Here is a 15047-nt window from a genome sequence, read left to right as displayed (position 1 = left end):
AATCTCAGCTTTGTTCTAAATAAAGAACTCGGCACCCCTTTGAGATGCCGCAAATGTAATACACATAATTCATCTCTCATAAAGAAATTTAAAAAAATAACAATCTGTTTAATTAACACCATTTTACAACTTAACATCTGTGTTTTAACGTACGTATAACAAGCGCATTGACCTTATTTATGAAAGCACAAAAAAATACATTCACCCTTAAAATTACCATTAGCTACCTATTATTAATTATTCTAGGGGCTATAGCTTCATATTACATCTACACTGAAGTTCAAGAATATATTACAACAGAAACGACCGATGAAAAAGACAATAAACTACTTAAAACAAACTCTTTTCTTGCGCAACTGTATGAAGCTGAAAGCTTGTCTAAACTAGCACTACAAACAAAAAGTAAAATTAATTTTACGGCTTACGAAAACAAAATAGACTCTATCTACATCAATATTGAAGAGTTAAAAACGCTTACGGAAAGTGACTATCAACACGGACTTTTAGATAGTCTTAGCTCACTTTTAAGCAAGAAAGTGACGAATATTAATGCTATGCGCTCCATAAGATTGAGCGACCAAACGGGTACAGCGATTAATTCTGCCTTAAAAGAGTTCGATAAACTTGAAGAGTCTTTGGGAATTATTAAACCCCAAGATTTAGCTCCAAATCTTGATGAGCTTTCACCCAAAGCACAAGATGCTATTAAAAAAATGGCAGACTATCTAAATGCCAATGTGCCTACAGAGAATAACCCGCAACAGAATGCACAAACTATAGACAGTGTGGTTCAAGTTTCTAAAAACCTACTAAAAGATGTGCAGCAAGAAAACACCTTAAAAGAAAAATCTTTGACCGTACGCGAATCGACGATTAATAGAACCGATATTGAACTCTCTCAGCAATTACGGTCTATACTTTCTTCTTTTGAACAAGAGATTGTAATGAACAGCATAGTAACTTCTATCAAAAAAGAAACGCTATTAAAACGGAGTATTCGACTCGCTGTTATCGCTGCCATACTTGGCTTTTTAGTGGTAGCTATTTTTACTTTTATATTGAATCGTGATTTTTGGAAAGCAAACGTATACCGAGAAAAACTTGAAAAAGAAAAGGCATTTTCAGAATCGCTATTAAAAAGTAGAGAGCAATTAATTGCTACTGTTAGTCACGATTTACGCACTCCCTTAAATACTATTAGTGGTTACGCCAATATTATTGAAGAAAGTGACAACCAAAAGGATAACAAAGAACATATTAGCCATATTAGCCATATTAAATCTGCTACTGCTTATGTTAACAATCTAGTAAATGATTTATTAGATTTCTCACAGCTAGAAGCAGGTAAAATGGTTACTAAAAATTCTACTTTCAGGGTGGATAAACTGATAGAGGAAAGCGCTAGAAATATATCATCTCAATACCAAAACAAGCATATTAAGCTAATTTTGAATTTGGATGATTCTCTAAAACACCCTATTATTTCGGATGCTTTTCGTTTACGTCAAATCATTTCAAACTTATTAGGTAACGCCTATAAATTCACTAAAAAGGGAACGATTACATTGACTGGATCTATCACTAAAGCCAACATTTTAAGCTTTGAAATAACAGATACCGGTATTGGTATCTCAAAGGAAAAACAAGAACTCATTTTTAAAGAATTTACACAGGCAGAAAATGATACCGACAAAAAGTATGGTGGTTACGGATTAGGACTTACAATCACAAAAAAGCTTACAGAACTGCTTGAAGGCTCTATTTTACTGGAAAGTGAACTTGCTAAAGGAAGCACCTTTACACTTCAAATACCTGTTGCGTTTGGAGAACAATTAGAAGAAGTTTTAGAGCCATTTATTGGTTTTAAGAATCTGAAAATGATTGTATTCGACGACGACACTTCATTCTTAAAACTTATTGGAGAAATGCTGAAGTCTGAAGGAATTGAAGCTCGACTATTTTCAGACTTCAACGAGTATAAACCTAATGAAAATTTCTATTTTGATGTGGTTTTGACAGATATTGAAATGCCTACGGTTACGGGTTATGAAATAGTTAATCAGCTGAAATCTGGCGAATTTAAAAATTTCAACAATCAACCGATTTTGGCAATGACCGGGCGACGCGATTTAACTTTAGAACATTTTACTGAACAAGGTTTCTCTAATCTTATTCGTAAGCCTTTTTCTAAAACAGACCTACTACAAAAACTTCATGTTCTTTTAAATAATGCGGATGAAATTATCCCTACCAAGGACACTCGTATAGCCACTGATTCTCAGCAACTATATAGCTTGAATTCCTTAAAAATGTTTTTGGGTGATGACCAAAATGCTATTGACGAAGTGTTACTTATTTTCAAAAAAGACACCGAAGAGAATGCTCTTTTACTTCGTAACGCAATGGCTGCTTTTGATATTTTACAAGTAAATAAAGTAGCTCATAAAATGCTGCCGATGTTCCGGCAGCTAGATGTTAAAAATGCTATTCCTATTTTAGAAAAATTGGAAGTATTGAATAGCGATGATATTTCTGACCAACAACTCAAGGCAAAGAACGTAGAATTACAAAGGGAGATTAAAAAACTTCTTGAAATCATTAAATGATTTAGTTCTAATCGATAAAAATTATAATAGCCTTTGTAACATTTTATAGTTCCTCGTATCTAAAAGATAAATGAGCTAAAACTATAAAATGAAAAACAAACTATTCTCTCTCATCCTTTTAATAATTCTCACACCTACTTTTGGGCAAACAATTTCAGATTATCCTTTTGAAGTGGAAAAAAGCGGAAATGGAATTCAATCAATTCTTTTTATACCTGGTTTTGCGAGCTCAGGAAAAGTTTGGACAGAAACAAAGAAAATTTATGAAAAAGAATTCACCTGTTTCACCTTAACCATGGCAGGATTTGCTGATGTTAAAGCGCAACCTCATCCTAGCTTTGAAAATTGGAAAAATAGAATTGCTGACTACATCAAGGAAATGAATATAGAAAAACAATTTTAATTGGACACAGTATGGGCGGAGGTTTGGCTATGGCTTTAGCTGCCGACTACCCAGAGCTTATTGAAAAAATAATTATTGTAGACGCCTTACCATGTTTAGCTGCATTAACCAATCCTGATTTTAAACAACAAGAAAACATTGATTGCTCAATTGCAATACATCAGATTACAGCATTATCAGAAGAACAATTTTTTCAAATGCAAAAAATGACAATACCTCAACTTATTCAAAATACAGAAATGGCAGAAACCGTATTAAATTGGAGTGTACAGTCAAACAGACAGACTTTTGCAGAAATGTATTGCGATTTTTCAAATACAGATTTAAGAAAGAAGATTGCAACTATAAAATGTCCTAGCTTAATTCTTCTAGAATCATACTTTAAAAATTTTAAACCTTCCATTGAAAATCAATATAAAAATCTCGAGTCTACAAATTTACAATATGCCAATAAAGGACTTCACTTCATTATGTATGATGACAAAGAATGGTACTTTAGTCAATTAGCTAATTTTTTAGACAACAATTAAACGTGTTCGAAGAAATCTACAACAAGTACTGGCAAAGAATCTATCGTTTATGCATGGGCTATGTAAATGACAATGACTTAGCAAAAGATCTTGCTCAGGAAACATTTATAATTGTATTCAAAAAACTTCCAGAATTTAGGAACGAAGCAAAAATAAGTACTTGGATTTTTAGAATTGCATCGAATATTTGCTTGCGACAAATCGAACGGCAACATCGTTATTCAAAAGATGAAATCTCAAAACAGGTTTCAGAAGAAAACACAACTGATATTGAACCAAAGATTAAGTTTTTATACAAATGCATATCAGAACTTCAAGAAACTGATAGAATAATTATATCTCTTGAATTGGAAAACATTCAACAGGAAGATATCGCAACTATAGTGGGATTGTCAAATACCAATGTTCGAGTTAGAATTCACAGAATCAAAGAAAAATTAAGAATAAAATTCAAAGCGTATGATGAATGATAAAAACTTAAGCGAATTATGGTCTAAACAAACTACAATACCACCTCAAAAAGAAGAATTATTTTCAAAATTTAGCAAAATTAAGCGTAGGTATTTAACCAAAATAATTGCTATCAACATTATCATGTTTGCAACAATTGCATTTATAATTTTTGTTTGGTTATACTTTGAACCAAAGTTAATAACTACAAAAATTGGTATAATTATCACTCTTTTTGGTATACTAGCTTATCTATTTGTTTACAATCAACTTATTCCCGAATTAATAAAAGTTAATGAGAATTTAAGTAATAGTGATTTTTTAAAATCTTTAATAGAACTTAATGAACGTCAGAAGTTTTTACAAACCAAAATGCTTCAGACCTTCTTTATTTCCTTAACAATTGGACTCTGCTTATACATATATGAGTATGTATCTTTAATACCTTTTCCTTGGTCAATTATTGCTTATTTGGCAACATTATTATGGATAGCATTTAATTGGTTCTACCTAAGACCGATAGTAATCAAAAAGGAAAAAAATAAATTGGACAGCATTATTAAAAAATTTGAAACCATAAGCCAGCAGACCTAAAAAAAAAAGAAATAGCTACAGATCTAAATCATAATAGTTGATTCTATTATATAGCGTTTTTCTAGTTACTTGAAGTAATTTAGCTGCTTTAGATTTATTGTAATTAGTGCGTTTTAAAGCATTTACAATTTGTTCTTTTTCGAAATCCGCTTTTGAAAGACTCCCTAATTCCACAGTCTCTAAAACCGGACACATCAACTCCGTCGGTAATACCTTTGCCTCCACTTTATCTGAAGTCGATAACAGTACTGCGCGCTGTATTACATTCCGTAATTCTCGAATATTACCAGGCCAATGATAAGCATTGAAAATATCCCAAACCTCATCAGAAAAATCAACAATTTGTTTGTTCAATTTTTCATTGAACTTCCTTAGAAAGTGAGAAGCTAATACTGATAAATCTCCGTGCCTATTTTTTAAAGCAGGTATTTGCAATGAAAACTCATTTAATCGATGGTACAGATCTTCACGAAAAGTACCTTTTTCAACTGCAGCTTTTAAATCTTCATTTGTGGCAGATAGTATTCGAACATCAACCTCTATTTCAGTATTACTACCTATCCTTTTTATTTTACGTTCTTGTAACGCTCTCAATAATTGTATTTGATTTTCGTAAGACAGATTACCTACCTCATCTAAAAATAAAGTACCACCGTTGGCAGCTTCAAAACTCCCGACTTTATCGGCGACTGCTCCAGTGAAACTTCCTTTTATATGTCCGAAGAATTCACTTGCGGCCAATTCTTTAGGTATTGCCCCACAATCAAGTGCTATAAACGCCTTTTCTTTTCTCGTACTTTTTTGGTGTATGGCTTTTGCTGTAACTTCTTTACCTGTACCGCTTTCTCCAATAATTAAAACTGACATATCTGTAGGTGCAACCAAAATAATATGCTCTTCTAATTTTTGGGTTGCCTCGCTATTTAACACCAACTCATCAGAAAGAACTTCACGCTCTTTATTGACTACTTTATCATTAGAATTTTCAATTATTTCTACGGGACTCTCTTTTGAAGCTACCGGCTTTGAATTCAATGCACCATCAATAACCAATAGCATCTGATCCGGAGTAAAAGGTTTAGAAATATAATCGTAAGCTCCCATTTTCATTGCTTTTACAGCTGTAGAAACTTCTGCATAACCTGTCATTACAATGACAGGAATCTTTCCTTTTAACTCAGACACCAATTTAATTCCGTCATAGTCTGGTAACCGTAAGTCTGTAATTACTAATTGAAAATCGTGTTCTTTTAATTGTTTTTCGCCATCTAACCCAGTATGACTTAATACTACATCATAACTATTTCTTGCTAAAAACTTTTGAAGCATTTGAGCGAATGAAGTATCATCTTCAATAATTAGAATTTTAGTCATAGATAGTTTGGTGTTCGTAGTATCTACGTAAAAATACCATAAGCCGACTATTTGTATTTTAAAATTATCATAAAGGTTTTATGCATTCATTTAAAAAAAACACATAAAAAAAGGAAAGAATAGCCTTTAGCTATCCTTTCCTTGACCAAACCAACTTGAACAAACAAGTTTCTCTATAATTACATATCTATCCAATTACCTTCTTCATCTGCATACACCGTACCTTGTGTACCGTCTTCAAGAGATAATACCAGCTTATATTGTTTCTTTTCATTTGTATACGCCTTATCTAGATTTGCCGTTGGAAAATTCTTAGATACTGCATCTGTTACTGCCTGTGGTACTTCTGCAACCGAAATCTCTTCGAAATCTTCTGTTGCTATTGAAATCTCATTTACCTGGTTATGCTGTATTCCATTTTCTGAAACTAATGCATCTTGTGCATTCATTGCAAAACCTCCTATTGTCATTGCTCCTAATAAAAATAAAGTCTTCATCTTTTCTATATTTAAGTTAATAATACATATCAATACTATTAACAAAGAAAAAAGAGTGCCACAAAAAGAAATCACACAAAACAATTGACTATCAGATATTTATGTTTTAAAATCTTTTAGATAGCTGAGTAAAGTTGTACCCGCTGTCTACTATTGTATAATTTTTACTCATTTAAATTATCACTGAAGAATAACCTTAGAACACTATTGAAGACAAAAAAAAGGAGCTGCAAATTGCAGCCCCCCTCAAACCACCTATCAAACTCTTGTCTTAAAATTTTAAATCAACACCTCAATCAATTCAACAACAACTAAAATTGGGCAATGCTAATCCGGGGGATTATTTCAAATACAATTATCTGGTGGCACTTTCATAGTTAACGGTTAGTGTTTACGCGAAAGTGATATTTTAATTATTTATTTCTCCAAACATAATTTTGATATTACACCTAATGAAAAAATCAAAACTGTGCTTAAGACTAAAATAAATACTAATGTGACCATTGTTTCATAACTTGCTTCACTTATTTAGACACAACATTTTCTGATAGGTCACATTTTAAATAAAAAAAAAACCGCATTTAGCGGTTTTTTTTTATTCCTGTCCGTAAAACAGACTATCTTTTATTGATCCAATTACCGTGCTGGTCTATGTATACGGTCTTTCTTGTTCCGCTTTTAAGTACCATTATTAATTTGAATTCTCCTTTATCATTTTTAAAAGCTCCGCCAAGTTTAGATGTTGGGTATTGCTTTAATATTTCTTCAATTACCGGTGGTGTTAATTCGCTCGATTTAATTTTTACGTATTCATCTGCCGCTTTAACTACAGCTACTGTTTCAACTATGTCAAAACTAGTTTTTGCTGCTGCGTTAAACATGATTCCGAAAGTCAAGAATACTAATAATGCGTAATTTTTCATGCTAATAATTTTAATCGTTAATAACTCTAAATCTTAAAATACTTACGGAGTAATCTTACATATGGATTATCACTTAACGAAATTTTAAAATTTTAAACGTAAAAAAGCTGCCTAGGCAGCTTTTCATAAACAACTAATTCAAACTTATAATTATTACATTTCTAACCAGTTACCCTCTGCATCTGCATAGAGCACACTAGAAACTCCGTCTTGTGAAGTAATTTCTAATTTATAATTATTTTCATCATCAACGTACGCTTTACTCAACATTGCACCCTCGTAATCGGTTGCTAATGCATTTACAATTGGTGTCGGTAAATCAGAAGCAGCTACTTCTGTATAGTCTTGTAAAAAGATATCTTCCATTATACCATCATGAAATATAATTGGGGTAGCGGCAGTACCTATTGTTAAACTACCTATGGCTAAAGCTGTGGCAAAAACTAATTTTTTCATCTTTATATATTTTAAATTAAACATTCTTGTAAAGTATATTAGGAAAACTGTGCCACTAAAAAATACACCCATCAATAACACGCAAAATACTCTATATCAAATAATTACATTTATATAGGCATTTTGAACTGTGGGTAAAAATGTGTGTAAACGAAAAAAGTGTGTAGAAACTACACACTTTTTTATACTATACTATATGTTATTATTTAAGCCTGATGCGAATCTTTCAAAAGATCCACCACACTTTTTACAGGATTAAAGGTTACTAATGGCACTTCTACAAAGATTGTATTCCAAAATGCCATAGCTCCGTTCCATAATCCCGGAAGTTCAAGAGCCTTTAATTCTTTACCGTCTTTGGTTTTACCTGTAATAAAACCTTGCTTTTCATCAACAAACTTTAATAGGTCGTATTTCTCACCTTTATAATTACGAACAGCACAAACCAAATCTACGGGATTAAAGTGCGTAGAATTCTTTAGAAGATCTGCCTGTTGTTTATTATCCATATCTATTTGGGCAGATTCTATAATCTGTAAAGAAACTTCACCTTTACCATTGGTCACCCAAAAAGGACCACCACCTGGCTCACCTTCATTCTTAACCATACCACAAATACGAATAGGTCTATTAATCTTATCCTTTAGTACGGATATTTTTTCGCTGTTAGATTTTGAATCAAAGTCATCTGAGAAACGAACGTTTAAGTTTGTTACCAAAAAGTTTCTGATTTCTTCGATCTGCGCATCATCTACATCGCCCTTATCGAGTAATGCAGCATACTCGAATGCTTTTTCTTGCTCTTTTAGAAGTACACCTGCCAAAACCTTTTTACTATCGGCAACCGCCTTAGCATCTTTCATTACGGCAACGTTATCAATATTCTTTATAAAAATAACATCGGCATCCTGCTCATTTAAATTCTGAATCAATGCACCATGACCACCTGGTCTAAACAACACAGAACCATCTTCATTTCTAAATGGGTTATTATCCATATCTACCGCCAAGGTATCTGTAGATGGTTTTTGAAAAGAATAGTCTACGTTATATGTAATACCGGTATCTGCAGAAACTTTTGGTCCAGAGGCTTTGAACTCTTCACCAAACATTTCTTCATGCTGTTCTGATATCGTAAAATGTAAATTAGCTTTTCCGTTAGAGCCTGCATAAAGAGCTCCTTCTTTTAAATGTTCTTCAAAAGGAGTGGCTGCAGAAGACTCATATTTATGAAATGGTAATAATCCCTTTGGAAAAAAACCGTAGTTCAGGGCGTTCTCACCTAATAGTTCAGCGATAAAACTAAAAACCTTTTCTCCCTGAGCCTCAGATTTCACAGCTATTCTATCCATCACCTTTTGGTAAAACGGAAAGCGCTCTAATCCTTCAGAGAACTTCTTAATATCTTTATCATTAGTTCTAGTCAAATAAGCTTCTAAAGTTTCTTCACTTGGGCTATAAGCACCTAAAAAACTAAATAACGCTTTAAACATTCTTGATGCTGCACCACTAGCTGGTACAAACTTTAAAATATCAAGATCTTTTAATTTTGAATCATAAAACGAAATAAGCTCTTTCTCTTCAGCTTCAGAGAATTTTAGAATACCATTACCGATAACGGCTGCATTCTCTAGTTTTACAAAAGGTATGCCTTCTTTAAAGGTGTTGATATGACTCAACATTTGCTCTTTTGAAATTCCTTTTTCTGCTAATTGCTTAATATCTTTATCTGTAAGTTCAATCATTTATGTAATAAGGTATCTATATGGTTAATGGCTTTTTCTAAACGTTGTTTTTTGTTCCCCTTCAAGGTAATAAAATTTTTGCCGTATTTTTCTAAAGTATCTTTAAAATAATTGAACATTTTTTCTCTTTCATTTGGCTTATCTCTTAGGTCGTCAGCTTCCCATGGGATATCTATATAAGTCAGCAAATAAAGATCATAGGTATTTTCTAAAGCATACTTTTCTAATATTGGATCACAATCACCAATGTAATATGCCTCTGAATATACTTTAGTTTCTAAAAGATCAGTGTCGCAGATAAGAATGTCGGTCGCCTTTTTCGCCAACTTGTTTTCTAATGCCATTTGCCCTGCTGCAATAGGTAACAAATCATGAGGTTCACATGTTTTTCGCTCATTATTCCATTTATCCTGTAGATAATCTCTGGCATATTCGGGCACCCAAACGGTATGGTAGTGCCTTGCCAATTGTTCTGACAAGGTTGTCTTACCTGTAGATTCTGGTCCGAAAAGAACCACTTTTAAGACGTCTGAAGGTTCTTGTCTGTATTTTTCTTCCATGCATTATACCCGTAAAAGGCCAATATTGTAAAAATGAGATACTGAAAACTAGTAAACGTAAATCCTTTATAAAAGTACAACGGGATCGATATTAAATCTCCAATGATCCAATATATCCAATTTTCTACTTTCCTCTTGGCCATCAGCCACATACCCACAAAAAATACAGCTGTTGTTATGGTATCAACATAAGCCGTCCAACTATTCCATTTATCAAATACTTGATACACGGTAAAAACAAAAATGATCGTACCTATGAAAATGAAAACTGAGGTGATATTTTCTTTTCTGGTTACTCTTGTTATCGGTGTGTAATGTTCTGCATCTACTTTTCTTGTCCATATATACCAACCATACAAACTCATTATAAAATAGTAGGCATTGATCATCATATCGCCTAATAAGCCCCATTTTAATAAAAGATAGACAAATATCGAAGTACTTACCAACCCGGTTGGGTACACCAAAATCTTATTCTGTTTGGAAAACCATACCGATAACAGCCCGAAAATGACCGCTACAATTTCTAGAATAATATCTAAGGTATCATAATCGGAATATTGACCAAAGAGATAATCAAAAATGGGGCTCATAGTCGCTTCTATCAGATTTAACTATTTTCATGAATAAGAGTCCGCGGTCCATCAACTCAAATGCTATTTTAATTTCGGTATTCAACACGTTCATTACTTCATCATAAGAACCAAATACTTGCGTGCTTAACGGATTCTCTAAAACGGTTAAGCCACATTCACGCAGTTTTTTAATAAAGTTTATAATGTGCTGTTCAAAATCGTCTTGCAATGGCGAAAAGGTCAATTCAACTGATATATCCATATATAGTATGCTATATTTTATTCTATTCTTTATCTCTTGTAGCGTAAACGCAGGTAAACTCTTCAAATTCTAAAAACCTGATCTTATAGTTCGATAAATTTCCTTCGAAAATAATCTGAGCGGTTGTATTGTTAGCTGCGAATTTAAAGTCTTGCACATTAATATGATGCAAGAAACTAACGCCCCTATGACCATATATTTTATAAAGCGATTCTTTAGCTCCCCATACAATGGTCAACTTTCTAACTACTGCTGCAGTATTTGCCAATGTTTTATACTCTTCAAACGGAGTGAATTTATGTGCTATTCTCAAAATCTTATCCCGCTGCATTTCAATATCAATACCTACATGTTCAGCTGAACTGATGATGATACCCGTAAAATTATGAGAATGCGTAATCGATATCAACTTTCCATCTTTTAAATGGGGTTTTCCGTTTTCATCATAGATTAGATCAGCATCTGTATAATCATATTTAGCAAGTAAGTGCCTAATACTCAAGAATGCCTTACGATGGAGTTCAGATTTCATTCCGTCAAATCGATTTTGACAATAGGGTGTAAGCTCAATACCTGTCCAAAGGTTTTCTTCTGTCTCTTCAACCTTCCAAATTGCTAAGGAGGTTTCTTCATTTACTGTTATAGTTTTGTAAAGCGGCATGGGATTCTTAGTGTTATTCGTACCTTTGCACGAATTAAAAATTGCTGTACACAGATTAACGAAAGTATAAAATAATAAAGATATGAGCACGAAAACTATTCCGTATGTGCCTTATAAGGTTAAGGATATATCCCTTGCTGATTGGGGAAGAAAAGAAATCGAATTAGCAGAAGCTGAAATGCCAGGTTTAATGGCACTAAGAGAAGAGTACAAAAATGAGCAGCCTTTAAAAGGTGCTCGCATTGCAGGTTGTCTTCATATGACGATACAAACTGCTGTACTTATCGAAACATTGACTGCCCTTGGTGCTGATGTAACTTGGAGCTCGTGTAACATATTTTCTACTCAAGATCAAGCTGCTGCAGCTATTGCAGCTACAGGCGTACCTGTTTATGCTTGGAAAGGAATGAACGAAGAGGAGTTTGATTGGTGTATCGAACAAACATTATTCTTTGGTGAAGACAGAAAACCACTCAACATGATCTTAGATGATGGTGGTGATCTTACCAATATGGTATTAGATAAATACCCGGAAATGGCCGGAGAAATCAAAGGTCTTTCTGAAGAAACCACTACAGGTGTTCACCGTTTATACGAGCGTGTAAAGAAAGGAACTTTACCTATGCCTGCTATAAACGTTAATGATTCGGTTACTAAATCTAAATTCGATAACAAATACGGATGTCGCGAAAGTGCTGTTGATGCTATACGTAGAGCTACAGATACTATGCTTGCAGGTAAGCGTGTAGTTGTTGCAGGTTACGGAGATGTTGGTAAAGGTACAGCAGCTTCTTTTAAAGGTGCTGGTTCTATTGTTACCGTTACTGAAATTGACCCAATTTGTGCATTACAAGCTTGTATGGACGGATTTGAGGTTAAAAAATTAGAAACGGTTATTGGTAACGCTGATATCGTAATTACAACTACCGGGAATAAAGATATTATTAGAGCTGAACATTTTGAAGCCCTAAAGGATAAAGCTATCGTTTGTAATATTGGTCATTTTGACAATGAAATAGATATGGCTTGGTTGAACAAAAACCACGGTAATACTAAAGATGAAATTAAGCCACAAGTTGATAAATATACTATTAACGGTAAAGATTTAATCATTTTGGCTGAAGGTAGATTGGTAAACTTAGGTTGTGCAACTGGGCACCCTAGTTTTGTAATGAGTAATTCATTCACCAACCAAACACTAGCTCAAATAGAGCTTTGGAAAAACAGTGCCAACTACAAGAATGATGTTTACATGTTACCTAAGCATTTAGATGAGAAGGTTGCAAAACTTCACTTATCTCGTTTAGGAGCTGAACTTACAGAGTTAAAAGATTACCAAGCCGATTATATCGGTGTTACAGTTGAAGGTCCTTTCAAACCTGAATACTACAGATACTAAAACATTGGTTTTAGAAACTAAAAAAGTCCTGATGAAAATCAGGACTTTTTTTATGCTTTATACTTTCTTCGGATTAGTTATTTTCTGCCAACATACCTTCTAAGTAATAACAATCTGTTTGCTCTTTAATCTGAGCCAACCCTTCTTCTTTAGAGCTTAACGGATTAATTTTAACCTCTTTTCCGTTTGGCATATAAACGATATAAAAACCTTCTTCAAAAGATGATAATTTAATAATTTCTCCATTAGGTCTTACAGCGTTCCAAGACTTTTCGCTTGGCTTATAAACTAAATCTATTTTCTTTCCTTTTTTAGGTCCGTCAACAACAGTCACCTGCATTCTATTCTTTGTTGCGGTCATTTCAAAGGTATTTCCATCTCTTTCTACCATTTGAGTCTCCGACTCTCCTTCTTCCATCGCAATTGGGTTAGACCCGCCCCAAAACTCTATTACATTAAAAATAATAGCATCTCCTATAAAGAATAACCCGTATACCGGAATTATATTTAAGCCCCAAAATACCACGTTGTTTACAAACTTACTATCAGACAAACCTTGGTTCCAGTCTTTTAAATTATTGAACGCGCTAAAAGATCCTAAGCAACTAGAGAATAATAATGTACTCGCCATTGCAACACAGATAATTGATTTTTTCATGATATGATTTGTTTTAGATTACGAGATTAATTTATAAATTAACCCTTCATGAAAATAGCCGAAAGAAAATTTTTATTGACTTCAAAAATATAGATGCGCGTATCTAATAACCTATTCAAAAATAAATTACAATACCCATCCGCTCAAACCCTACACAAGAGACTCTCCTTTCTTAAAAGACGCTATTAATTTCTTTATTTAGTACGATATTGCAGCCTCAATCAATATTATCATGATAATTTTAATTACCGGCGCTACAGGAACTTTGGGTTCTCAGGTTTTATTCTCTCTATTAGAAGAACGGTTTTCCGGTATAGAAAAACTATATCTACCTGTACGTGAAAAGAAAACGATTTCATCAGAGAAACGTATTTTAAATATGTTTAATAGTGAGTTTGCACCAAGTTTCATTAAAAATAATCTTAAGGACATTCTCGTTAAAACCGTAGTCATCTCTGCTAAAGATATTTTTAAACCCGAACAATTTTTAAATGGCAAAAAAATCAGTCATTTTATACATTTAGCAGGTTTTGTAAATCTTTCAACACGACCCGAAGCTAAAGCTGAAATATTTAAAGAGAATTTTGAATTCACTAAATCTATATTTGAAACCTATACTCCATTTATTGAGAAGTTTACTTACATAAGTACCGCCTTTTCAGCTGGCAATATTGGCGGAATCATTTCTAACGACTATTTACAAATGAAACCTAAAAGTCATAGAAACCATTATGAAGCGTCTAAATTTGCTTCAGAGCAATTTTTAACCCAAACTGGAGCAGCCCAAAACATACCTGTACAAATTTTAAGACCTAGTGTTTTAGGTGGGAATATAACTAACAAGCCTAGTTTTTTTATTTCTAAATACATGGTCTTTTATCTATTCGCTAAATTCTTTTATAACAACACTACAACAGATATAATTAGAATTACCGCAAATTCAAATAGTGGTTTAAACATTATACCGACAGATTATGCAGCCAAGGTCATTGTAAAAGTATTTGACACGACCATAAAACAATTAAACATTGTACATTCTAAAACAACACATGTTACAAGAGGTGTTTCCAGAATATTAGAAACTGTAGATTTTGAAAACTTTAAGCTTACGCCAAATATTATAAATGCCACAACAGGTTTTGAGTCTAAATTAGAAAAATTTTATTACGAAACTATTGGTGTCCATATCACTCCTTACCTAACTTCTAAGCCATGTGAGTGGGACACGACCGAACTAGAGAAAATTTTGCCCATACCCAAATATAATCTAGAGGAGTATCTAGGAAGCACGATAACTTTTGCTAAAACCAACGAATTTAGAAATCAAAAATGGTAGTAAATTTGACCAAAATAC

The 15047-nt window shown here is 33.2% G+C and carries 17 protein-coding genes; 7 read left to right on the top strand and 10 right to left on the bottom strand.

Features of this window, described 5'->3' with window-relative positions; genetic code table 11:
* Positions 1 to 179: 179 nt before the first annotated feature.
* From ACJJVT_RS18205 to ACJJVT_RS18185, 5 genes are all read left to right on the top strand, one after another.
* A complete protein-coding gene (locus ACJJVT_RS18205; RefSeq protein ID WP_405400614.1) occupies positions 180 to 2606 on the top strand; it encodes a hybrid sensor histidine kinase/response regulator in 2427 nt (808 codons plus the stop codon).
* A gap of 88 nt (positions 2607 to 2694) precedes the next feature.
* A complete protein-coding gene (locus ACJJVT_RS18200; protein ID WP_405400612.1) occupies positions 2695 to 3009 on the top strand; it encodes an alpha/beta fold hydrolase in 315 nt (104 codons plus the stop codon).
* An 11-nt stretch (positions 3010 to 3020) separates the two neighbouring features.
* The gene (locus tag ACJJVT_RS18195) at positions 3021 to 3539 is read left to right on the top strand and encodes an alpha/beta hydrolase (RefSeq protein ID WP_405400611.1); all 519 of its coding nucleotides are present in this window, start codon (positions 3021 to 3023) and stop codon (positions 3537 to 3539) included.
* A gap of 2 nt (positions 3540 to 3541) precedes the next feature.
* Positions 3542 to 4009 carry an RNA polymerase sigma factor gene (locus tag ACJJVT_RS18190; RefSeq protein ID WP_405400610.1) on the top strand — a complete coding sequence of 156 codons (468 nt, stop codon included), beginning with the start codon at positions 3542 to 3544 and terminating at the stop codon, positions 4007 to 4009.
* Positions 3999 to 4583, top strand: a complete 585-nt coding sequence (locus tag ACJJVT_RS18185; protein ID WP_405400609.1) for a hypothetical protein — start codon at positions 3999 to 4001, stop codon at positions 4581 to 4583. The genes ACJJVT_RS18190 and ACJJVT_RS18185 overlap by 11 nt, the downstream gene beginning before the upstream one ends.
* 15 nt (positions 4584 to 4598) lie before the next feature.
* Here ACJJVT_RS18185 and ACJJVT_RS18180 read toward each other — a convergent pair whose 3' ends face one another.
* The 9 genes from ACJJVT_RS18180 to ACJJVT_RS18140 all read right to left on the bottom strand — a co-directional run bounded on the left by ACJJVT_RS18180 (position 4599) and on the right by ACJJVT_RS18140 (position 11636).
* Positions 4599 to 5957, bottom strand: coding sequence for a sigma-54-dependent transcriptional regulator (locus tag ACJJVT_RS18180; protein WP_405400608.1), 1359 nt, complete (start codon positions 5955 to 5957; stop codon positions 4599 to 4601).
* Between the two features lie 179 nt (positions 5958 to 6136).
* Entirely contained in the window at positions 6137 to 6454 is a 318-nt protein-coding gene (locus ACJJVT_RS18175; protein ID WP_405400607.1) for a hypothetical protein, read from the bottom strand.
* A gap of 617 nt (positions 6455 to 7071) precedes the next feature.
* A complete protein-coding gene (locus ACJJVT_RS18170; protein WP_405400606.1) occupies positions 7072 to 7377 on the bottom strand; it encodes a hypothetical protein in 306 nt (101 codons plus the stop codon).
* Between the two features lie 153 nt (positions 7378 to 7530).
* The gene (locus tag ACJJVT_RS18165; protein ID WP_405400605.1) at positions 7531 to 7833 is read right to left on the bottom strand and encodes a hypothetical protein; all 303 of its coding nucleotides are present in this window, start codon (positions 7831 to 7833) and stop codon (positions 7531 to 7533) included.
* A gap of 206 nt (positions 7834 to 8039) precedes the next feature.
* Positions 8040 to 9578 (bottom strand): DUF4301 family protein, encoded by a 1539-nt coding sequence (locus ACJJVT_RS18160; protein WP_405400603.1) that lies wholly within the window; start codon positions 9576 to 9578, stop codon positions 8040 to 8042.
* Positions 9575 to 10138, bottom strand: a complete 564-nt coding sequence (locus ACJJVT_RS18155) for an AAA family ATPase (protein WP_405400601.1) — start codon at positions 10136 to 10138, stop codon at positions 9575 to 9577. The genes ACJJVT_RS18160 and ACJJVT_RS18155 overlap by 4 nt, the downstream gene beginning before the upstream one ends.
* Positions 10099 to 10731 (bottom strand): nicotinamide riboside transporter PnuC, encoded by a 633-nt coding sequence (pnuC, locus tag ACJJVT_RS18150; RefSeq protein ID WP_405400600.1) that lies wholly within the window; start codon positions 10729 to 10731, stop codon positions 10099 to 10101. The genes ACJJVT_RS18155 and pnuC overlap by 40 nt, the downstream gene beginning before the upstream one ends.
* Positions 10715 to 10975, bottom strand: coding sequence for a thiamine-binding protein (locus ACJJVT_RS18145; protein WP_133688374.1), 261 nt, complete (start codon positions 10973 to 10975; stop codon positions 10715 to 10717). The genes pnuC and ACJJVT_RS18145 overlap by 17 nt, the downstream gene beginning before the upstream one ends.
* 22 nt (positions 10976 to 10997) lie before the next feature.
* Positions 10998 to 11636 carry a 4'-phosphopantetheinyl transferase family protein gene (locus tag ACJJVT_RS18140; protein WP_405400599.1) on the bottom strand — a complete coding sequence of 213 codons (639 nt, stop codon included), beginning with the start codon at positions 11634 to 11636 and terminating at the stop codon, positions 10998 to 11000.
* 82 nt (positions 11637 to 11718) lie between these two features.
* Here ACJJVT_RS18140 and ahcY point away from each other — a divergent pair, with 82 nt between their 5' ends.
* Positions 11719 to 13035: an adenosylhomocysteinase gene (gene ahcY, locus ACJJVT_RS18135; RefSeq protein WP_405400598.1), complete on the top strand. Its 1317-nt coding sequence runs from the start codon at positions 11719 to 11721 to the stop codon at positions 13033 to 13035.
* Positions 13036 to 13108: 73 nt separating this feature from the next.
* Here ahcY and ACJJVT_RS18130 read toward each other — a convergent pair whose 3' ends face one another.
* Entirely contained in the window at positions 13109 to 13693 is a 585-nt protein-coding gene (locus ACJJVT_RS18130; RefSeq protein ID WP_405400596.1) for a DUF3332 domain-containing protein, read from the bottom strand.
* 232 nt (positions 13694 to 13925) lie between these two features.
* On the opposite strand from ACJJVT_RS18130, the gene ACJJVT_RS18125 reads away from it, so the two are divergent.
* Positions 13926 to 15029: an SDR family oxidoreductase gene (locus tag ACJJVT_RS18125; RefSeq protein WP_405400594.1), complete on the top strand. Its 1104-nt coding sequence runs from the start codon at positions 13926 to 13928 to the stop codon at positions 15027 to 15029.
* Positions 15030 to 15047: the final 18 nt, after the last annotated feature.

It is taken from the genome of Maribacter sp. Asnod2-G09, from assembly GCF_045063795.1.
Taxonomy (GTDB): Bacteria; Bacteroidota; Bacteroidia; order Flavobacteriales; family Flavobacteriaceae; genus Maribacter.
The sequence above is the reverse complement of the archived record's forward strand: the minus strand, read 5'-3'. Positions and strand labels throughout refer to the sequence as shown.